The sequence below is a fragment of the Cryobacterium sp. M91 genome (genome assembly GCF_002929615.1).
Taxonomy (GTDB): Bacteria; Actinomycetota; Actinomycetes; order Actinomycetales; family Microbacteriaceae; genus Cryobacterium; species Cryobacterium levicorallinum.
Genome location: NZ_PJJT01000090.1, coordinates 133,698 through 154,229 on the forward strand (window position 1 = coordinate 133,698; position 20,532 = coordinate 154,229).

The following is a 20,532-nucleotide window of genomic DNA, read 5'->3' on the forward strand; positions in this document are numbered from 1 at the left end:
GTTGGAGTGAACGTGCCAGAGGGATTCCACCCCGCCGACCGGGCATTTTTTGCCCGCGAGGTGCTCGAACTCGCACCGGAAGTCCTCGGCTGCATCCTGCAACGCACGGATGACGACGGCACTGTAGCCATTCAAATAACCGAGGTCGAGGCGTACGCCGGTGAACGCGACCCCGGCGCGCACTCCTATCGGGGTATGACGAATCGGAACAAGACCATGTTCGGTCCAGCCGGGCACCTCTACTGCTACTTCACCTACGGAATGCACCACGCGCTGAACCTCGTCGCCGGAGAACCAGGCCAGCCCTACGGTTGCCTCATCAGGGCCGGGGACGTGCTGCAGGGAGCCGACATCGCCCGCAGCCGCCGAGAAAGCAAGCCACGAAAAGTTCCGCTTCTCGATCGGAGCTTGGCGCGAGGGCCTGGCTGTGTTGCCCAAGCCTTCGGGGCGACCCTGGCCAACGATGGTGACGATCTGTTCGGCGGAGAATGGACATTCTTTGTGCCTGACGACCCGGTGATGCTGCCGCATCTGACCGGACCACGCGTGGGCGTCAGCGGGCCCGGCGGCAGCGCGACGAACTTCCCCTGGCGATTTTGGGTAGCGGATGCCTCGTCGGTCTCGGCCTACAAACCGGGCCGCCAGTAATCTGGCCTGAGAGTTAATCTTCGGGCGGATACCAGACGCGGTCACCTTCGACCTTTGCGAAACTGGTCAGCGTGTGCGGCGTGGTGGAGGTGCGACTCATCACGTTGGCCACCTGCAGTCCGCGCGCGAGCAACGCGTCTCCGATCAGCGATCGGTGACAACGCCAGGGCACGGCCTCTGCACACATGATGGCCACCGTCTGCGTGCTCGCCAGCGCAATCAATTCGTCGACGCCGCCGACGAATTCGGGGGTTTGCATGTAGTCGGCGTAGGCACGAAAGCTCTTGTTGCGCCACGCGCCGTTGATCGTTGCCGCTGCGACCGGGGTATGCCGTAACCCGCCGAGCGCGGTGAGTCGCTGGTAGTCGATACCGGCCGCCGGCATGCTGGTGACGAGTTCGCTCTCCCCGAATTGCGGATTGTGACGAGACCCCGGCACGCTGCGCACGTCAATGAGCCGCTCGATACCATTGGCCTTCAACATTCCAACGAACTCATCCAGCGGATGCGTCGAATGCCCGATCGTGTACACGCAGGTTCCGGCCATGGTCCCATTTAACCGCAGGTGCTCGCTGACCCGGTGTTGCCGGTCAGGTGAGCGAAAAAATCAGAGCGACAGCGGCAGCGACGGACACGGCGGCACGCGCATAGTTGGCCCGGGACCAGCTCCGGTCGAAGGACTGCCAGGCAGCCGTCAGGCCGGGTGAATTGGCGTCGACGCTCACGAGGGCGTTGTTCAACGGAACGTTGCGCACCACGGTGATCACGACGGCGGCCAGGGCCAGAACCGCTCCAAGGATTCGCGTGGGTCCGGCAGGCACGTCTGACGTGAGTTGCACCACGATCACAGCAACGGATGCTGCGGCGCCGCCAAAAAAGACCGTCATGAACGGTGCTCGAACCGCGCTCACGTTAATGCGTTGCATGGCGGACACGGCGGGCGCAGCGGGAAGCGTGCGGAAGGCGGGCAGAACCAAAAAGGAGAAAGCCAGGTAGACGCCTCCGGTCAGGCCGGCCCCGAGTGCTGCCGCAATAGTCAGGGCGACTTCGACCGCGCTCATCGGACCTGGCTTTGGCGGCTCGGTCGTGGCGGGCGATGCGCGCCGGTGTCTCTGGCGCGTGCTGCGGCATCCGTTGTGGTCATCACCCCAGTAAATCGCACGCCGCCCCGCGACGGCAATCCAAGTGCAGGCAGGCGCACGCCCCATCCGATTGCGTTGGGGGATTAGGGCTCAGCCGCGGCGCGCATCCGTCTGTGAGCGTACGGGAAGGATGCGGGCAGCGAGCGCGACGACCAGCGGCACGCCGAGCCCGATGATCGCGAGTGCAAGAACGGGGATGACGGGCGGCGAGAACATCGCCACAGAGAAGGCGAGGACCAGAAGCACTCCGCAGAAGGTGCCGATCAGGCAACTTGTGCCGACGACGAACAGGGCGTACCAGCCGTTGATCCGTCGGCGCAGTCCGTCGGCCGCGCCGAGTACGGCAAGGGTCCGGTCAATTTGGCGGCCTTCGCTGCGGGAGAGCCCGATCGCTGCGATCGCGATCGCGAGCACCAGACCGGTTGCGAGCATGACAGCGCCCCAGAACCAGGCTCGGTCACCGGTGCTCGGCCCCGTTTCGAGTTCGAGAAATAGATACTCCGAGAAGACGCGCAGATCGGTGGCATAGACCGTGGTGTAGCTCAGGCCAGGCGGCGCTTGTGCCAGAACGCGAGCGGGCAATGGAACGAGCCCCGCCACATCGGCCGCGGACGGGCTCAGGAAAAGTCCGTACCCGACTTGATGGTCCATCGGCACGGTGATGCCGTCCAGGCGCACGGAACTCAGCGGCGTACCGGAAGGCAAAAACTCGCCCGGTTCATCTTCCGCGACGAACTGCTTCGCGCCCCACCAGTGAATTGTGACGCTGCCGTCGGTGGCCAGGTAGCGGGGATCGAGCACGATGGCCGTGCCAGCGGCGAGGGCAGCGCGGGTGGCAGCATCCGTCGTCTGGCCCAAAATAAGCTCAAGGTCGGCAGCATCGCCGACCCAGATCGTGGGTCGGGTCGGTGAAAGTTCGAATTGTTCGTAGGGCCCCGGCGCACAGAGCGATTCGTTGACACCGGTTTGCTCGAACGATTGGGCGCAGATGCCGTCGGTGGCAATCTGGGGCTGGGGGAGTCCATCCGGCGGAAAGATCATTGCTTGACGACCGCTATAGCCTTCATCGTCGTCAACGGGCGTTCCCCAGAAGGGGCCGAGAACGCCATCGATGACTCGTACGTCGGTCGCATCGACACCGTCGGAAACGGCCGAGGCGACGGCTTCTGGGTTGTCGACGACTCCACGCTCGCTCGGATTCCCGCGCTCGTGCACGATCAGGTCGACAGCGACCTGATCTCGTTGCAGTTGCCAGTCGTGGTCGGTGACCGACCACGCATCGTTCGCGGAAAAGAATGTGAGATAGGAACTGACCAGGAAGGTCACGAGCATGATGGATGCCGCGGCAGCGCCCGAACGCGCCCCGCTTCGCTCCGCGTCCCGAGCCGCAGTGCGCGCTGCGAGTCCGGCCGCGCCGGGAAGGAGTGCTGGCACCCGACCGACCCACCGAATCACGGCGGGAAACGCGAGAAGTGCGCCGACCAGAATCGTGATCGCGGCTGGCGCAGCCAGCATTCCGCTCAGGTACGGCAGCAGATTAGCGAACAGCCCTGCGGGCAGAGCGCGCCCGGCAATCCCGAGCGCAGAACCGAGCAGCAGAGCGCCCAGACCGGTCAGCATCACAATGCGGCCGGCTCGGGCTACGTGCGGCGTTGATCGCGCCGGCCGCGGGGCATCTCGCAAGACCGTGGAAACGTTGATTCCGGATGCCCGCACCGCCGCTGTCAGCGACGCCGACCAGCCCACCCCGATGGTCGCGATGGCGACCAGAACGATGGCAACAACGTCGATTCGGGTGATGACGGTGCCTCCGGCCAGGAGTATCGTGCTGCCCGCGGCGATCCCGATCACGACCGAGGTGCCGGCCGTCACGGCTCCGAAAATAAGCCCCCGTGCCGTCATCACGCGCGCGAGCATGCTTCGCGGCGCACCGGTAGCAGCGAGGAGGGCAAGCATCCGTTCGCTGCGACGCACGGAGACGATCATCGCGGCCGCGACCATTGCGCCCACGAGCAGCAGGGCCAGCACGGCGAAGTACGCCGCCACCGCGATCATGCCGGCGGCCGACCCAGAATCGGAGCTCGTGCCGTCGTCGAATACTGGGCTGACGTTCGGTGCAACGACCGCCACGGCCACCACCGCACTGACCGGTATCGCCATGGCAATCACACTCAGCGCAGCCGACAGGCGATTGTGACGGATGTCCCGCACGGCGATCCGACCGGCGAACCGCCAGCGTCCCAGCCATTTCATCGCTGAGCCTGTTCCGTGGCATACAGGCGGCCGTCTTCGAGGGTGAAGACGCGATCTGCCCAGGCTGCCAACCGATGGTCATGGGTAGCCACAATGGCGGCCGCCCCGGCGTCGACTCGGTCGCGAATGAGGCGCACGATGGCCTCGCCCGTGACCGTATCGAGGGCGCCGGTCGGCTCGTCGGCCAGAATCAGTCGGGGGCTTCCCGCCGTTGCCCGAGCGATCGCGACTCGTTGTTGTTGTCCCCCCGACAGATTTTCCGGGTAAAAATCGGCAACGCCCTGCAAGCCGAGTTCGTCAAGTGCCTGACGCGCCGCCTCGAGCGCTCGCCCGCGCGGCCAGTCATCGAGCTCCATCGGAACGGCAACGTTTTCCAGCACCGTGAGAATCGGGATGAGGTTGTACTTTTGAAAGACGAACCCGACTGATCGCCGCCGCACCATGGCCAGGGCGTTGGAATCGAGCGAACCGAGCGATACTCCGTCGATGAGCACATCGCCCTGGCTGGGTCGTTCGATGCCGCCGGCAATATCGAGCAGGGTTGACTTACCCGAACCTGACGGCCCCATCACGGCGACGAATTCACCGGCCCGCACGGTGAGGTTGACGTTTTCGAGGGCCCGCACGCGCAGGGCGCCGGAGCCAAAGTCGCGGGAGACGTCGATCAGTTGCAGAGCCTGCGTCATCGTGGTTCCTTCGAGGGTATGGAGGAGGTCGAGCGGGGACGTCCACGTCGGGGCCGTTCGGTGTTGAAGGGAACGGTGAGGGGAATGCCCCGAGCCAGTGCGTCGCGAACGCGTGCGGATACCTGGTCGAGCCAGCGCAGTTGCGTCTCCGCCGCGATGAGTGCGGCGTCGCTGACGATGCGGGTGGCCAGATCCTGCGCGGTCAGAACGGGACCGCCACCCGTCTGGCGGGTGAGTTCCTGCAGCCGACTGATGGCTGCGTGGCGCTGCGCACGCAGAAGCGCGGCCACATCGACACCGGGCAGGGTCACGGCAATGGCGAGCTTGATCGCGAGATCATCGCGCGCGGCCGAGGGTAGTGGATCGGCCTGCTGCAACCAGGTTCGCGACGCGTCCTGGCCGGCCGGCGTCGCCGCATAGTAGACGTGCCCATCGGCATCCGTGCTCGCACTTTTCTCGACCAGGCCTTCGCGTTCCAGGCGATCCAGCGTCTTGTAGACCTGGCCGATGTTGAGCGGCCACTGCGCGCTGGTTCTGCGATCGAACTCGGCCCGCAATTCGTAGCCGTAGCGGGGTCCCTGCGCCACCATGGCCAGGAGGCTCATCGCTACCGACATCGCGCTCCCTAAATCACTGGCGAGTATATGTATGGCGACTATACATTACTTCTAGGGAGTGTGGGAGAACTGTTTTCGGACCGGATCGGTCTGCTGCTATTTAGCGGCGAGCAGCCGTTCCACGCGTGGCTTGACCTCGGTGGCGAGCAGGGTGATGGACTCAAGCAGGTGTTCCTGGGGGAGCCCGCCGTGGTCGCCCTGCAAAAAGTGCCGCATGTGGCCGAGGTGCCGGTGCAGGTCGACGATGCGTTCAGCAACGTCGTCCGGGTCGCCGATGAAGTAGGCATTGGGGGCGTCGACCTGGGCCAGGTAGGAACCTCGTTGCGGCGCTGGCCAGCCGCGCAGCCGACCCATCTCCACGTTGAGGTTGACCCAGCCCGGATACATCCGCTCGACCGCTTCCTTCTTGGTCGGAGCTACCAGGCCGAAGGTGGCGACCGAGACTTTGATGTTGTCGCCGCTGTGGCCGGCTTGCGCCGCTGACTGCCGGTAGAGATTGGCGAGGGGCGCGAACCGGTGTGGCTGCCCGCCGATGATGGCGTAGGCGAGCGGGAGGCCGAGGCGCCCGGCCCGGGCCGACGACGGTGCACTGCCGCCGGTGGCGATCCAGATGGGCAGGGAGCCCTGCACCGGACGCGGCACGACGTCGAGCTGGGGGATCGAGGGACGCGCGGTTCCCGACCAGGTCACGTTCTCCGTGAAGCTGTTGTTGAGCGTGAGCAGCAGGTCGAGCTTCTGGGCGTAGAGCTCGTCATAGTCGTTCAATTCGTAGCCGAACAGCGGAAAGGTCTCGACCGAGGAGCCGCGGCCGGCCGTGATCTCGATGCGGCCGCCGCCGGAGATGGCGTCTGCCGTGGCGAACTGCTGGAACACCCGCACCGGGTCATCCGTTCCAATAATGCTGGCGGCGCTGCCGAGTTTGATCCGAGTCGTCGCCGCAGCGGCCGCGGCGATGATCGCGCCGGGTGATGAGGCGGGCATGGAGACGGTGTGGTGTTCACCGATGCCAAAATAGTCCAACCCCGCCTGGTCGGCGTGCACGATGGCGTCGAACAGGTTCTTGATCGCCTCCGCGGTGGAACGCGAGCTGCCGTCGGGGCCCCGTTGAGTGTCACCGAAGCTGTAGGCGCCGATTTCCAAGGTGTTCTCCATTGTGTGAGTGGCTTAGGCAGCGACCGCGAGCGGACGGGCCTTCTGAATGAGGGCGCGAAGCTGGTTCGCGGTGTGACTGCCGGTGAAGATCTCGGTGGCCGGCTCAAACGAGCGGCCGGCGGCGAGGGGGCCGGCATCGATCGCGTCGTAGCCGAGTCGGTCGATGAAACTTTCGACGACTGCCTTGGCTTCGAGGTCGTCACCGGCCAGGGCGAGCGCTCGTCGCATCGGCGCGCCCGCGGCCCTATCGTCTTCTTCGAGCTCGTGGTAACCGATGTGGTTGAGCGACTTCACCACCCGGGCATCGCGCAGAAACTCTTCGACGACCTCGCTCGTTGTGCGCGAGTCGCGCTCGAAATCATCGAACACGCCGTCGACCGGTGCCCAATAGTTCATCGCGTCGATAACGATTCGGCCGGCGAGCTCGCCGGGGTTGAGCGTGCGGTACTTGTGCAGTGGAATCGCGAGTACCACCAGATCGGATGCCGCGGCCTGGCTTGATTTCACCGCCACCGCCCCGGGGGTCACAATGTCCACCAGCAGCGCGTTGTCCGCCGCGGGCTGCGTGGTCGCGATGCACACCTGGTAACCGGCTTTCAGCGCCTGCCGAGCCAGAGCTGTTCCGACCCGCCCGGCGCCCAGAATGCCGATGGTGGTGGTGTGCTGACTGCTCCTGGCACTTTGACTGCTCATCGCGCTGCTCCCGTCGAAATATGATGCTTTACAGATCATATGACGCTAAGAATATCTATGCAACCGCATGGTTTGGGATAGGATGGCTGGCATGACTTCCGAATCGATTCTGCCGGCCACCGTGCCGGGAGATCTGGGGTGGAACCTCGCGATGGTTTTGCGCGGCTATCAGCGTCAGCTGGAGACCGCTGTCGTGGGGCTGCCCGGGGGAGTGCGCTGCTATCAGGTGCTGTCGACCGTCATTCACCGAGACCTGCCGTCCCAGCAAGCCATCGGGGCGCACCTCGCCATCGATCGCACGGTCTTGACCTACCTGCTCGACGGCATGGTGGACGCCAAGCTGGTGGAACGCATTCCCGACCCCACCGATCGTCGGGCCCGAAAGATTCGGGCCACAACAGAGGGCTTGAGCGTGCTCACTCGGTACGAGACGCGCGTTGCCGCTGTGGAAGCCAGCATCCTCTCCGGAATGGACGACGATGACGCCCACCGGCTGGCCGGGCTGCTCGGCGCGTTGGCCACGAGCGTGCACCGCGCCGATCCAACGGCGAGCCCCTGCGCGGCCGCCGAGTCGCTCGCACAGTAACAGGCCCAGCCCGGTTAGTTTGTCGGCTGGATCAACCATTTGGAGCGCACCTGCACGCTGGCGTCCTCGTAGCCGAGGTACTCGTAAAACCCCAAAACCAAGTCGTTGCCCGAACGCACCGAGCACCGTGGAGCTATCGCCGTCGGCTCGGTACACCTAGTCCTCGAAGCTGTTCACCATCGCGAAAGCTGCACGTTCCAGATAATCCCAGAGGATGCCCTGCTGCAGCGGTGGCAGGTCAGCCGCGCCCACGGCGACTTTCATGTGGCCCAGCCACCGGTCGCGGGCATCCGGATTGACCTTGAACGGTTGGTGCCGCTGGCGCAGACGCGGATGACCGCGCTGCTCGCTGTAAGTGCCTGGACCGCCCCAGAACTGCTCGAGGAACATGACCAGCCGGTGTTCGGCCGGGCCGAGATCCTCTTCGGGATACATCGGCTTCAGCACCGGGTCGGTCGCAACGCCCACATAGAAATCGTGCACGAGCCTTTCGAAGAATGGCGTTCCACCGACCTCGTCGAAGAACGTCGACACCGCGGCAGGGCCGTTCTCGCCATCGCGCAGGTGCACGCCGGCGGGGGTGGCGGGCTGATCGGTCGGGTGTCGTTCAGAGGTCATTCGGTGCAGCTTTCTCTTCGGTACGGGTCAGTCAATGCCGTCGCCGCGAACTTCGGGGTCTGGTGCCTTCATCGGAGCCGGCACGTCTTTGGGCTTGGCCTTGCGCGGCCCGCGGGGCTTCCGCACCGCGACCGGACCGGTGCGCACGCCGGCTACGACGTCGGGCACGGCTGCCGCGGCCTCTTCGGCCGCGTCGAGGGCACCCTCGACCGGTTCAACGGTCGAGCCGTCGATGGTGCCGTCGCCGGTGGTCATGACGACGCTGTTGAGCGGGGTCAGCGGAACGCCCATGCCGTCCAGGGCCTTCTTCATGTGCAGGCGAAGATCGCGGGCGAAGTCCCACTTGGCCGAGACCCGGGTCTTGACCACTAGCCGGGTGACGAGGGCTTCGGCGGTGATCGACTCGAGGCCCCAGATCTCCGGCTTTTCGAGGATATAGGCGCGCCACTTGCGGCTCGAGGCCAGGGCACTGGCGACGCGCAGCAGCTCGTCCTGCACGGCCTCCACGTCGGAACTGTAGGGGATGGCGAGGTCGATGATGACGCGGGCCCAGCCCTGCGACATGTTGCCGACCCGCAGAATCTCACCGTTGCGCACGAACCAGAGCGTTCCGTCGACATCGCGCACCTGCGTGATGCGAATTCCGACCGTTTCGACGACACCGGATGCGAATCCCACGTCGACGATGTCGCCAACGCCGATCTGATCCTCCACCACCATGAACAAGCCGTTGAGGATGTCCTTGACGATGTTTTGAGCACCGAAACCGAGGCCGGCGCCGATCGCCGCGGTCAGCAGCGCGAAGGAGCCGAGGATGTCTTTGTTCAGGGTCGTGACGATGAGCAACAGTGCGGTGATCAGAATGAACACGTTGACGATGTTCGCCAGCACCGCGCCGAGTGTGCGCGAGCGCTGCACGACGCGCACGGCAGCCAGGGGGGAGACGTTCAGCGCCTGGGTGTCGTCGACCTTCTGGTTCTTCTTGACGCCAGAGACGATCTGTTGCACGACCCGGCGAATCACGAATTGCAGAGCCCAGCGCAGTGCGAAGGCGACGACGATAATTGCCGCAATGGCGAAAATCTTTCCGACGTAATCGGTCCACGGAATATCAGCGATGGAGGTGGCGAGGTTGGCCCAGAAAGTTTCCCAGTTCATATCCAAGCCAGTCTACCGAGGGGCCTCGGCGGTACCCGGGAGGTAGCCCCGGTCGCTGGTGACCGATCACCCACGCGGCCAGCGCAACCCGGTGCAGAGAACGCAGGCAGCGGCATCCTCTCGATTGGCTGTGAACGCGTCGGCGCACGCGAAAACCCCGCGACCTGGCTGGTCGCGGGGTTCGCAGTGCTCGTTGGTGCTAACTATTCGGCGTCGCGAGCCTGCACGCGAAGCGAGCGCTCGACTCCGGCCAGGTTCTCGACCACGAGGCGACGCAGAGCGGCCGGCTCGGGGTTCGCGTCGAGCCAGGTCTTCGTCGCGTCGGCGAGGGCCTGGTTGTTCAGCGGTGCCGGGTAGAGGCCGATCACGAGCTTTTCGCCGATCGAGAAGCTGCGCGCCTCCCACACTCGCTGCAGCATCTCGAAGTAGGTCGAGACGAACGGCTCGAGCAGGCCTGAGTCGTTCACCCGCAGGAACCCCGCGGCCGTCGTGCGCACGATGGTCGTCGCAGCCGTATCAACATCGATCAGCGACGACCAGGCGACGAGCTTACCCTCCGCAGTGGGCAGTGCGGCCCGGGCCAGGGCAGCCGACTGTGCGCCGGTCGCCGTGTTGTCGGCCGCGAGGGCCGCGTCGATCTCAGCGGCGTCAGCGCGGCCACCGGCCACGAGAGCGGTGAGCAGCTCCCAAGCCAGGTCGGTGTCGACGGTCAGGCCATCGAGCACGGTGCTGCCCGAACGCAGCGCAGCCACGTTCTCAAGCTGCGCGGGGGTGGCTGCGACGGAGGCGAAGAACTTCACGAACTGGAACTGGGCATCGCTTCCCGCCGCCGCGCCCTGTGCGAGCGCCCAGAGTGCATCGGCGACCTCGGTTGTGACGGCTTCGCGGTACGGCTGCGCCACGTAGTAGCTCGCGGTGAGCACGACCTGGCCAAGCACGGTGCGCAGCGTGGTCGACTCGGTTTCGGTGGCGACATTGTTCAGCACCAGGCGCACGAAGTCGCGGGCCGTGGTTTCGGCGTCGCGGGTGGCGTCCCAGACCGAACCCCAGACCAGGGCGCGGGCGAGCGGGCTCTCAATAGCCGAGAGGTGCTCGAGCGCGACGGCCTCCGAAACCGGGTCGAGGCGCACCTTGGCGTAGCTGAGGTCGTCGTCGTTGAGCAGAATCAGGTCTGGGCGTTTCTGGCCGACGAGAGCGGGGACATCCGTTGTCGAACCGTCAACGTCAAGCTCGACGCGATGCGTGCGCACGAGCTTCTGCGCGTCGTTGAAGGTGTAGAAACCGATCGCGAGGCGGTGCGGGCGAATCGTGGGGTAGTCGGCGGCCGCAGTCTGCAGCACAGTGAAGCCGGTGATCGTGCCCGTCTCGTCCGCGGCGATCTCTGGGCGCAGGGTGTTGACGCCGGCGGTCTCGAGCCAGAGCTGGGCCCAGCCGCTGAGGTCGCGGCCGCTGGCAGCCTCGAGCTCGACCAGCAGGTCGGAAAGCTCGGTGTTGCCCCACTGGTGCTTCTGAAAGTAGGAGCCGACGCCGGTGAAGAACGCGTCGATGCCGACCCAGGCGGCGAGCTGCTTGAGTACAGAGCCACCCTTGGCGTAGGTGATGCCGTCAAAGTTGACGAGCACATCGTCGAGGTCGCGAATTGTGGCGACGACCGGGTGGGTCGAGGGAAGCTGGTCCTGCTTGTAGGCCCAGCTCTTCTCCATGACGGCGAACGTGGTCCAGGCTTCATGCCACTCGGTGGCCTCGGCAGTGGCGATGGTCGACGCCCACTCGGCGAAGCTCTCGTTGAGCCAGAGGTCGTTCCACCAGGTCATGGTGACGAGGTCGCCGAACCACATGTGGGCGAGCTCGTGCAAAATGGTGACGACGCGGCGTTCCTTGATGGCGTCGGTTACCTTGGAACGAAAGATGTACGTTTCGGTGAAGGTAACCGCGCCGGCGTTCTCCATGGCGCCGGCGTTGAACTCCGGCACGAACATTTGATCATACTTGTCGAAGGGGTAGGCGTAGCCGAACTTCTCCTCGTAGTAGGCGAAGCCCTGGCGGGTTTTCTCGAGGATGTAGTCGGCGTCGAGATATTCGCTGAGGCTCTTGCGGCTGAACACACCGAGCGGGATGGTGCGTCCGTCGCTCGAAACGAGTTCGCCGCGCACGACGGCGTATGGGCCGGCGATGAGGGCGGTGATGTAGCTCGAGATCACGTGGGTCGGTGCGAACGCCCACGTGCTGGCACCGTTGCCGGCGTCGGTCGGCTCGGGGGTGGTTGAGTTGGACACGACCTGCCACTTGCTCGGCGCGGTGACGGTGAAAGCGAATTTCGCCTTGAGGTCGGGCTGCTCGAACACGGCGAAGACGCGGCGAGAGTCGGGCACCTCGAACTGGCTGTAGAGATAGACCTCGTTGTCGACCGGGTCGACGAAGCGGTGCAGGCCCTCTCCGGTGTTGGTGTACAGCGCGTCGGCGACGACGATGAGCTCGTTTTCGGCCTGCAGGCCGTCCAGTTGAATACGGATGCCGTCACTCACGACGGCCGGGTCGAGCGCCCCGCCGTTGAGGGTCACCGAGTGCACCGTGGAAGTAATGGCATCGATGAAGGTCGAGGCGCCGGGGGTCGCAATAAAGCGCACCGTGGTGGTGCTGCCAAAGGTGGTTGGACCGGTAGTGAGATCGAGCACGACGTCGTAGCTCGCGACGGTCACGAGCGCGGCGCGCTCCTGGGCTTCGATGCGGGTGAGATTTTCTCCAGGCAACTTGGTTCTCCAATTCGGTTCACGATTGTGAGGCTTTGGCGCTCGTGGCGCCATCGCACCCCTTAAGCCTAACCATGACTGGTTGCCGCGCTGGCTAGGGCGTGGCTTTGGTCATCCTGGTGAGAGTGAGCAAAAGATCTGCAGGTTCGGCGACAACTCGTCAGGGTCTGTCGGTGCCGGTCAGTGCCGGTCAGTGAGTTTCGTCGGTATGGTCAGGTGCGCCCGGGACGTCGGCGGGTGGCTTGACCGTGACTGGCGGGGTGCTACCGCTCGCCCTGAAGGAGGCGAATTGGCGCGTCATTACGGCCGCCGCACCGTGCAGTGGAACGTAGCTGCCGCCGTTCGGCCCGTCGCCTGGCTCATCATCGGGCTGCCAGCGCTCATTTTCGCCGCTGCTTGTGCCCAGGAGTCGCCGGGTCAGGGCCGCACCCGCTGACAACAAATCGTCGAGGGCGACCTGCAAATCGTCGTCGTCAACGGGTTCGGACCGGAGCGCGGCGCGCAACACGGCACGGCGGATGAGTTCCTTCGCGAAGGACCCGGTCACGCCCTCCGCACGCAGGGCAGCCGCATCAAGCGCGGCCGGGCCGAACGGCAGGGCCTCGGCATAGCGGCGGAACAGCCGCTCGCGTTCTGCCAGCGCGGGCAATGGCACCTCGACGGCGAGGTCGACCCGGCCGGGCCGTTCGGCGAGGGCTCGCTCGAGGACTTCGACCCGGTTGGTGGTCATGACGAAGGCCACATCGGCGTCACCGTCGAGTCCGTCGAGAGCGTCGAGCACCTCGAACAGCAGCGGCTGCGGCGTGGCGTGGCGCTGCATCGCGACCAGGTCGATGTCTTCGAGCACGACGATGGAGGGCGCAAAGGTGCGCGCGATCTCTGCGGCTGCAGCGATGTGCACGATGCTGGACCCGGTGAGCAGTACGGCCGTGATGCCCGGTGTTTCGCTCAGCAGGTGGCGCACGGTGAGGGTTTTGCCGGTGCCGGGAGGACCGTAGAGCAACACGCCGCGCTTCAGGTGCTGGCCGGCGGCGAGCAGCGCCTGGCGTTGCTCACCGATTCCGATGACATGGTCGGAAATGGTGCCGAGGATGCCCTCCGGCAGCACGATCGCCGCAGCGGGCACGAGGGGGCGTTCCAGAAAGGTGATTCCGGCGCCGGACCCGTATTCGGTTTGCACGAATGAGAGCACCTGCCCGCGCAGCACGCTGTGCTCGATCATGAGCTCGCGCAGGTGAGTCAGAAAGGCGTTCACGATCTCCGGCGCGACCGCCATGATTTCGAGTTCGGCGGTGTTTCGCCCGAATTGCGGGTTCGCGGCGCGCTGCAGCACCGCAAGCGGTTGTCCGTCAAAGTGGAGGAGACGGAGTCCGAAGGAGACCACCTGACGGGTCGACGTCGGACCGGTCGCCCTGGCCGAGTAGTCCACCGGACCGGGGCCGAACCCCTGGAACGGGCTGGCCACGAGCTCGGAAAGGGTGGAGTGAAACCGCTGCTGGCCGCCGGATACGCCGAGCAATGCATCAGGGTCGGGGCCGCTGAGGCCGGTCAGGGCGATATCGGCATCCACCAGTCGATGATCGGCGAGGGTCTCAGACACGACCGGCAAGGTCGACGCGTCAGCGCCGAGGTGCTCGGTGACCTTCTCGCCGAGCGGTGACAGCGCGGACCGGCCGCGGTCATCCGCGTTGGCGACGACGCGGTCCATGAACTGTTTGAAGGAACGTACGACGTCTCGGTCGAAAGTGTCCTCGGTCATGAATAAGTCCTTTCGATCGGGTAGCTAGCGGGACTGGGCGATGACTGCCTCGGCGACGTTACCGAGGGTGGCAATGTCGTCACAGGTGTAGGCGCTCACCGCCGCTGCCGCCGCTCACCGCCGCTGCCGCCGCTCACCGCCGCTGCCGCCGCTCACCGCCGCTGCCGCCGCTGTCGTCGGTGCGATCGTCGCTGGCGATTCTGACAGTTCTGCCGGGGGCTGAGCGGTGCATCCGCTGAGCGCCACGATGGCGAGAAGAACGGTCGGCGCGATGCGACTGCGGCGTAACATTCGGTCAGCCTAGCAGCGGGCATTTTGCCGCATGAACTGTGCTTTCCTGGATATTCCGTGGCCAAAAAGAGAGCATACCTGAATGGATCCCATAATGGTATGCTCAGGAAATGAGCCGACAAATAGCGGTGCGCCTGCCCGACGAATTAGTGGAATACCTTGACCAGGCGGTGGGTGAAGGGCGGGAAAGTAGCCGTGCTTCCGTGATTACTCGAGCTCTCGAACGAGAACGGCGACGCGAACTCGCCCTGCACGACGTGCGCATTCTGACCGACCGTTTCGCTCAAGCCGACGATCTGGACGAACTCGCCAGCTTTGGCGCGAGTATTCCGTCTGACCTCGCCTAACGATGCGGGCAATTCACATAGCGCACCTCGACAAGGCCCGGCCGGTCCTCGTTCTAACCCGCGAACTCGTGCGCCCCCACCTCACCCGAATTACCGTCGCACCGATCACCAGTACCGTGCGGGGCCTGTCGACCGAAGTCCCGGTGGGCCCCGCGAACGGCCTCGACCAGGACTGCGCGGTGAGCTGTGACAATGTCGTGACCATTCCGGTCGCCAGCCTCGGCCGCCAGATTGGCTTTCTGCTGCCCCAACAAGAGGTGCGGCTGAGTGCCGCCATCGCCGCGGCATTCGACCTCGACTGACTACCAGGCGCCCGGTTGGTAGTCCTTGAGAAAGACGCCGTAGAGGTCTTCGCCGGCTTCGCCGCGCACGATCGGGTCGTACACCCTGGCCGCGCCATCGACCAGGTCAAGCGGGGCATGAAAGCCCTCCTCGGCCAGGCGCACCTTGGTCGGGTGCGGACGCTCATCGGTGATCCAGCCGGTGTCGACGCTCGTCATGAGAATGCCGTCTTCGAGCATCTCCTTGGCGCTGGTGCGGGTGAGCATGTTTAGCGCGGCCTTGGCCATGTTGGTGTGCGGGTGGCCCGGTCCTTTATACCCGCGACCGAACACGCCCTCCATCGCCGACACGTTCACGATGTAAGTTCGGCGGGCAGCGGATGCCGTGAGCGAGGCCCGCAGACGGCTCACCAACAAGAATGGTGCGGTCGTGTTGCACAGCTGCACCTCGAGCATCTCGAGCGGGTCCACGTCTTCGACGTTCGCGGTCCAGCTGTTCCGCGAGTGCAGGTCGGGTACGAGACCGCCGGCGTCGATCGCGGTGCCAGCGGCGAGTCGCTCAAGCGACGAGGACCCCGCCGCGAGGGCCAGCCGGGTGAGGTCATCCGCGGTGAGGGCGCCGGCACCGGACGCGACCGCGAGCAGCGGGTGACCGGAGACCGACGCGGCCAGGGCGAGCGGATGCGCATCGTTGGTGTGCCCGAATGACACGATCTCGGGCAGCGGCCCGTCGGGCAGGGGAGATTCCTCGGCCTCGACGAGCGGGGAGTACGAGCCGCGCGAGCGGCGCACGGTCTGCGCTGCGTTGTTGATGAGAATGTCGAGCGGACCCTGGGCCGCAACCGAATCGGCCAGCGCGATCACCTGGGCCGGGTCACGCAAATCGATACCGACAATGCGCAGGCGGTGCAGCCAATCCTTCGAATCGTCCATCGCCGCGAAGCGACGAACGGCATCGCGCGGAAACCGGGTGGTGACGGTGGTGTGAGCGCCGTCACGCAGCAGGCGCAGCGCGATGTACATGCCGATTTTGGCGCGGCCGCCGGTGAGCAGCGCCCGCTTGCCACTGAGATCGGTGCGAGCGTCGCGCTTGGCGTGACCCGAGAGGGCGCAGCTCGGGCAGAGCTGGTGGTAGAACGCGTCGACCACGGTGTACTTCTGCTTGCAGATATAGCAGGCGCGCGGAACGAGCAGCTCGCCGGCCGTCGCCGCGCTGGTGCCGAGGGAGAGCTGGGCGCCGCGGGTCTCGTCGTCGATGCGGGTCGGGGCGCCGGTCGCTGTGGCGGCGATGACGCTGCGATCGGCGTCGGCGATAACCGCGCGTTTCTCCAGACGCCTGGACATCTTGACCGACTTGAACATCTTGGCGGTCGCCTGGCGCACGGTGACGAAGTCGGCGCTGTCCGGGTCCACGTCGCGCAGCGAGGCGAGCACCCGCAGGGTCACTTCGAGGTCGTGCGGGTCGATTCCGGCGAATTCGGGGGCCGCCGCACTCGATTCGGCCGCACTCGCATTGGTGGGCGCAGTGGTGGGGGGCGCGGTGGTCATCCGCGAATTCTACGCGGGCCGACTGTGAGCATCCGTTCAACCGACGACAAACGGGCGTGCGCGACCGAAACCGCCCACGCCCGCCGGCAACTACTGAACTAGACCTTGACCGGTTCCTGGATGGGAATGGCGATGGTCGGCGGCTCGTAGGTGTGGTCGAACGGCATCTGGTCAGTGTCGAGCAGCGGGTTGTCGTCCTGCGTCTTCACCAGTTCGTGCGCTTCCTCGTCGGTGTTCACGCTCGGCATCGAACCCGGCAGCGGGCGGTTGGCCGATTCCCGCAGGAAGAAGATGGCGATCGCCCCGATGAACGAGGTGGCCATCAGGTAGAAGGCCGGCATCATGTCATTGCCGGTGCCCACGATGAGCGCCGCAATGATGAACGGCGTGGTTCCGCCGAAAATGGCTACGGCGAAGTTGTACGAGATACCCATCGCTCCGTAACGGCTCGCAGTCGGGAACAGGGCCGGCAGGGCCGAGGCGAGGTTCGAGACGTAGAACGTGACCGGGAACGCAATAAGCGCCAGGCCGAACAGCGTCGACCAGATGTCACCGATGCCGATCAGCAGGAACGCCGGGTAGGCCAGCACCACCGTGCTGATGGCTCCGATCCACAACACCGGCCTGCGCCCGATTCGGTCAGACAGGCGGCCGGCCAGCGGGATGCACAGTGCCATGATCACGAGAATCGGAATGGTCAGCGCCGTTCCGTGCAGCTCGTCATAGCCCTTGTTCTCGGTGAGATAGGTGGGCATATAGGAGGTGAGCGCGTAACCGACGGTGTTCGCGGCGGCGACCAGGATCATTGCGATGATGATGTTGCGCCAGTAGGCCTTGAAGATCTGGATCGGGCCCTTAGGGGTTTCGGCAGTGGCCCCCACTGGGTTCTTCTGGGCGGCTTCCTGGGCGTCGAGGGTGGCCTGAAACGCGGGCGATTCGTCGATCTTCATACGGAAGTAGATGGCGATCAGGCCGAGCGGCCCGGCAATGAGGAACGGGATTCGCCAGCCCCAATCTTCCATGACCGACTGACCGAGTGTGAGCTGCAGCACCGAGACGAGCGAGGCTCCGACGGCGAAACCGAGGTAGCTGCCCATGTCGAGAAAGCTGGCAAAATAGCCTCGCTGCTTGTCGGGTGCGTGCTCGCTGACGAAGGTCGTCGCACCGGCGTACTCGCCGCCGGTGGAGAACCCCTGCACGAGCTTGACGAACACCAGCAGCACCGCCGCCCAGACGCCGATCTGCGCGTAGCCGGGCAGCAGGCCGACCGCGAAGGTCGAGGCGGCCATCAGAATCAGTGTGGTGGCGAGCACCTTCTGGCGACCGATCCGGTCGCCGAGCCAGCCGAAGAACACGCCGCCGAGCGGTCGGGCGAAGAACGTCGCGGCGAAGGTTCCGAGCAGAAACAGGGTTTGAACGGATGCGTCGGCCTCTGGCAGGAAGACCGGTCCCATGGTGGTGATGAGGTATCCGAAGATACCGACGTCGTACCATTCCATGGTGTTTCCCACGATGGTGCCGCCGAGGGCGCGCTTCATAATGGGCTTGTCGACGACGTTGACGTCGGATACTGAGATGCGGCGGCGCAGGAGAGCCTTTTTGGGCTTCACCGCGGCGGCGCTCGTGGCGCCGGAATTCGCGTTGGGCGTGCTTCGGTCAATGGGCATGTTAATTTCTCCCGGGGAGATATTGTGCTTGCGACGTAGAGCTGTACTGCATACTGCAGATTTTTTTTCGACCCGTCGACAATACCTGAATGGGGGGCATTGCTCTAATGGGAATTCTCGGGTTTGGGGATGAACGGGACCGCACGCCCCCGCTTAGGCTGGTTGCATGACTGATTCTGTGGATTTCTGGTTTGACCCCTCGTGCCCCTGGGCCTGGATGACTTCGCGCTGGGTGGACGAGGTCGCCCGGCTGCGTCATTTCGAGGTGACCTGGCATGTCATGAGCCTCGCCGTGCTCAACGAAGATCAGCAGGTGAGCGAGGAGTACGCGGCGTTCTTTCCGCGGGCGCTCAAGTACACCCGCCTCGTCGCCGCCGCCAATGAACTGCACGGCCAGGCGATGGTCAAGGCCCTCTACGACGCACTGGGCCAGCAGATTCACCCAGGCAGCAATACGAACCCGGACGAGGTCATTCCGGCCGCGCTCGCCGAGGTCGGCCTGCCTGCCAGCTTCGCCGCCTACGCCGACAGCGACGAGTACGACCGTCAGATGCGGGCGAGCCACTTTGACGGCATCAACCGGGTCGGCCAGGACGTCGGAACGCCCGTGATCGCGGTGAACGGTGTCGCTTTCTTTGGCCCGGTCATTTCCCCGGCCCCGATGGGTGAGCAGGCCCTGGCCCTCTGGGACGGCGTCGTCGCGCTGGCGAGCTACGACGGATTCTTCGAACTCAAGCGCAGTCGAACCCGCGAGCCTATTTTCGCCCAGGCCGTCAGCACGTCGGCCAGCACAAAATAGACTGCTCATATGCGCATCCACATCGCCACGGACCATGCCGGTCTCGACCTCAGCCACCACCTGATCACGCACCTGCGTGCGGCCGGGCACGAGGTCGTCGATCACGGGCCCCAGACCTACGACGCCCTCGATGACTACCCTGCTTTTTGTATTAATGCAGCGCAGGCCACCGTCGACGACCGAGAAAGCGGCATCGAAGCGCTCGGCGTCGTGTTCGGCGGTTCCGGCAACGGCGAGCAGATGGCCGCCAACAAGGTGTCCGGTGCCCGCGCCGCCCTGGTCTGGAACCTCAGCACGGCCCGTCTGGCCCGTGAGCACAATGACGCCAACGTTATTTCCATCGGTGCCCGCGAGCACACCATCGAGGAAGCCACCAGCTTCATCGACGCGTTCATCGCCGAGCCGTTCACCGACGAGGAGCGTCACGTGCGTCGTATCCACCAGCTCGGAGAGTATGAAACGACCGGAACCATCGCCGGAAAAGACGTCGACGGCGTCGTGAACTGAGGTGCCAGAGGGCCACTCCGTTCACCGCATCACCCGCCAGTTTCAGCGCAACTTCGTCGGTCACCGGGTCACCGTCTCCTCACCGCAGGGACGGTTCGTGATCGGTGCCGCCCAGCTCAGCGGGCACACGGTGACGGATGCCCGCGCCGTCGGCAAACAGATGTTTCTGGAGTTCGACCACTGGTTGTGGTTGCGCATCCACTTGGGCATGTATGGGGCGTGGGATTTCAGCGGCGAGATTCAGATGGATGCCACGATGGCTTCGGCCAACGGCCGGATGGGGCAAACCAACCAGCACGGCACGGATCTACCAACGTTTGACGCCGCGGGGGAGAATTCGATCTTCAGCATCGGTGCGCCCCGCCGCACCCGGGTGCGCATGTCGGAGCAGGAGAAAGAGATCGACCTCGCCGACGCTTTCCCACCGGAGCCGGTCGGTCAGGTGCGGGTGCGGCTGCTCAGCGACACGGTGTGTGCCGACCTGCGCGGACCGACCGCCTGCGAGGTGCTAGACCCGTCCCAGGTCGAGGCCGTCATCGCCAAACTCGGCCCCGACCCGGAACTGGACAACAGCCCGCAAGCGGAGCAGCGCTTCGTCAGCGTCGTGCGCAAGAAGCCCACGCCGATCGGCCGCCTGCTGATGGACCAGACCGTGGTCAGCGGAATCGGCAACGTGTATCGCGCCGAAATGCTCTTTCGCGCGGGACTCAACCCGCACGCGCCCGGAAAATCGCTCAGCGCCGAAACCGTACGCGACCTGTGGAGCGACTGGGCACACCTCCTTCACATCGGTGTGGCGACCGGCCAGATGATGACCATGGACGGCCTCGATGGCGAGCCGTACCGACTCGCCATGAAGAATCGGGCCGACCGGCACTGGGTGTACAAGCGGGAGGGGCTGCCCTGCCGGGTCTGCGGCACCCACATCGTGCTTGAAGAGATGGCCGCCCGCAAGCTGTACTGGTGCCCGTGCTGCCAGGCCTGAGTCCCTGTGGTGTCAGCGCACTGGGTGGACTGCGAAAATAGAAGC

21 protein-coding genes are annotated in these 20,532 nt (G+C 65.2%); 7 read left to right on the forward strand and 14 right to left on the reverse strand.

The window, feature by feature from the left end; genetic code table 11:
• Window positions 1-6 precede the first annotated feature (6 nt).
• Complete coding sequence (locus CXY80_RS16275) at window positions 7-648, forward strand: DNA-3-methyladenine glycosylase (RefSeq protein ID WP_092450880.1); 642 nt, start codon at window positions 7-9, stop codon at window positions 646-648.
• 13 nt (window positions 649-661) lie between these two features.
• On the opposite strand, the gene CXY80_RS16280 is transcribed toward CXY80_RS16275, so the two are convergent.
• The 7 genes from CXY80_RS16280 to CXY80_RS16310 form a co-directional block, all read right to left on the reverse strand.
• A complete protein-coding gene (locus CXY80_RS16280; protein ID WP_104133090.1) occupies window positions 662-1,195 on the reverse strand; it encodes a DUF488 family protein in 534 nt (177 codons plus the stop codon).
• Between the two features lie 43 nt (window positions 1,196-1,238).
• Window positions 1,239-1,709: a DUF1772 domain-containing protein gene (locus tag CXY80_RS16285; RefSeq protein ID WP_104133091.1), complete on the reverse strand. Its 471-nt coding sequence runs from the start codon at window positions 1,707-1,709 to the stop codon at window positions 1,239-1,241.
• A 171-nt stretch (window positions 1,710-1,880) separates the two neighbouring features.
• Window positions 1,881-4,043, reverse strand: a complete 2,163-nt coding sequence (locus tag CXY80_RS16290) for an ABC transporter permease (protein WP_104133092.1) — start codon at window positions 4,041-4,043, stop codon at window positions 1,881-1,883.
• A complete protein-coding gene (locus tag CXY80_RS16295) occupies window positions 4,040-4,729 on the reverse strand; it encodes an ABC transporter ATP-binding protein (protein WP_104133093.1) in 690 nt (229 codons plus the stop codon). Before CXY80_RS16295 ends, CXY80_RS16290 begins: the two co-directional genes overlap by 4 nt.
• Window positions 4,726-5,346: a PadR family transcriptional regulator gene (locus CXY80_RS16300; protein WP_104133094.1), complete on the reverse strand. Its 621-nt coding sequence runs from the start codon at window positions 5,344-5,346 to the stop codon at window positions 4,726-4,728. The genes CXY80_RS16295 and CXY80_RS16300 overlap by 4 nt, the downstream gene beginning before the upstream one ends.
• 96 nt (window positions 5,347-5,442) lie before the next feature.
• Entirely contained in the window at window positions 5,443-6,498 is a 1,056-nt protein-coding gene (locus CXY80_RS16305) for an LLM class flavin-dependent oxidoreductase (RefSeq protein ID WP_104133095.1), read from the reverse strand.
• 12 nt (window positions 6,499-6,510) lie between these two features.
• Complete coding sequence (locus tag CXY80_RS16310; protein WP_104133199.1) at window positions 6,511-7,191, reverse strand: NADPH-dependent F420 reductase; 681 nt, start codon at window positions 7,189-7,191, stop codon at window positions 6,511-6,513.
• 91 nt (window positions 7,192-7,282) lie between these two features.
• Between CXY80_RS16310 and CXY80_RS16315 the strand changes: the two genes are divergently transcribed.
• The gene (locus CXY80_RS16315; protein ID WP_158251685.1) at window positions 7,283-7,777 is read left to right on the forward strand and encodes a MarR family winged helix-turn-helix transcriptional regulator; all 495 of its coding nucleotides are present in this window, start codon (window positions 7,283-7,285) and stop codon (window positions 7,775-7,777) included.
• A gap of 156 nt (window positions 7,778-7,933) precedes the next feature.
• Here CXY80_RS16315 and CXY80_RS16320 read toward each other — a convergent pair whose 3' ends face one another.
• From CXY80_RS16320 to CXY80_RS19580, 5 genes are all read right to left on the reverse strand, one after another.
• Complete coding sequence (locus CXY80_RS16320; protein ID WP_104133097.1) at window positions 7,934-8,395, reverse strand: globin; 462 nt, start codon at window positions 8,393-8,395, stop codon at window positions 7,934-7,936.
• A gap of 27 nt (window positions 8,396-8,422) precedes the next feature.
• Entirely contained in the window at window positions 8,423-9,553 is a 1,131-nt protein-coding gene (locus CXY80_RS16325; RefSeq protein WP_104133098.1) for a mechanosensitive ion channel family protein, read from the reverse strand.
• A gap of 203 nt (window positions 9,554-9,756) precedes the next feature.
• Window positions 9,757-12,303 carry an aminopeptidase N gene (gene pepN / locus CXY80_RS16330; protein WP_104133099.1) on the reverse strand — a complete coding sequence of 849 codons (2,547 nt, stop codon included), beginning with the start codon at window positions 12,301-12,303 and terminating at the stop codon, window positions 9,757-9,759.
• Window positions 12,304-12,493: 190 nt separating this feature from the next.
• Window positions 12,494-14,062, reverse strand: coding sequence for an ATP-binding protein (locus tag CXY80_RS16335; RefSeq protein ID WP_104133100.1), 1,569 nt, complete (start codon window positions 14,060-14,062; stop codon window positions 12,494-12,496).
• A gap of 114 nt (window positions 14,063-14,176) precedes the next feature.
• A complete protein-coding gene (locus CXY80_RS19580) occupies window positions 14,177-14,353 on the reverse strand; it encodes a hypothetical protein (protein ID WP_158251686.1) in 177 nt (58 codons plus the stop codon).
• A gap of 110 nt (window positions 14,354-14,463) precedes the next feature.
• Between CXY80_RS19580 and CXY80_RS20535 the strand changes: the two genes are divergently transcribed.
• Entirely contained in the window at window positions 14,464-14,700 is a 237-nt protein-coding gene (locus CXY80_RS20535; protein ID WP_092450850.1) for a YlcI/YnfO family protein, read from the forward strand.
• 2 nt (window positions 14,701-14,702) lie between these two features.
• Window positions 14,703-15,002, forward strand: a complete 300-nt coding sequence (locus tag CXY80_RS16345; RefSeq protein ID WP_104133101.1) for a type II toxin-antitoxin system PemK/MazF family toxin — start codon at window positions 14,703-14,705, stop codon at window positions 15,000-15,002.
• Here the strand turns inward: CXY80_RS16345 and CXY80_RS16350 are convergent, their stop codons facing one another.
• Together CXY80_RS16350 and CXY80_RS16355 are read right to left on the reverse strand one after the other, a co-directional pair.
• Complete coding sequence (locus CXY80_RS16350; RefSeq protein WP_092450846.1) at window positions 15,003-16,529, reverse strand: SDR family oxidoreductase; 1,527 nt, start codon at window positions 16,527-16,529, stop codon at window positions 15,003-15,005.
• 98 nt (window positions 16,530-16,627) lie between these two features.
• Window positions 16,628-18,196, reverse strand: a complete 1,569-nt coding sequence (locus CXY80_RS16355; protein WP_104133102.1) for an MFS transporter — start codon at window positions 18,194-18,196, stop codon at window positions 16,628-16,630.
• A 166-nt stretch (window positions 18,197-18,362) separates the two neighbouring features.
• Between CXY80_RS16355 and CXY80_RS16360 the strand changes: the two genes are divergently transcribed.
• From CXY80_RS16360 to CXY80_RS16370, 3 genes are read left to right on the forward strand one after another with little or no spacing between them, the layout of a single operon-like run.
• Window positions 18,363-18,995 (forward strand): DsbA family protein, encoded by a 633-nt coding sequence (locus tag CXY80_RS16360; protein WP_092450842.1) that lies wholly within the window; start codon window positions 18,363-18,365, stop codon window positions 18,993-18,995.
• Window positions 18,996-19,004: 9 nt separating this feature from the next.
• The gene (locus tag CXY80_RS16365; RefSeq protein WP_104133103.1) at window positions 19,005-19,502 is read left to right on the forward strand and encodes a ribose-5-phosphate isomerase; all 498 of its coding nucleotides are present in this window, start codon (window positions 19,005-19,007) and stop codon (window positions 19,500-19,502) included.
• 1 nt (window position 19,503) lies between these two features.
• A complete protein-coding gene (locus CXY80_RS16370) occupies window positions 19,504-20,487 on the forward strand; it encodes an Fpg/Nei family DNA glycosylase (RefSeq protein ID WP_104133104.1) in 984 nt (327 codons plus the stop codon).
• The last annotated feature ends 45 nt before the right edge of the window (window positions 20,488-20,532 follow it).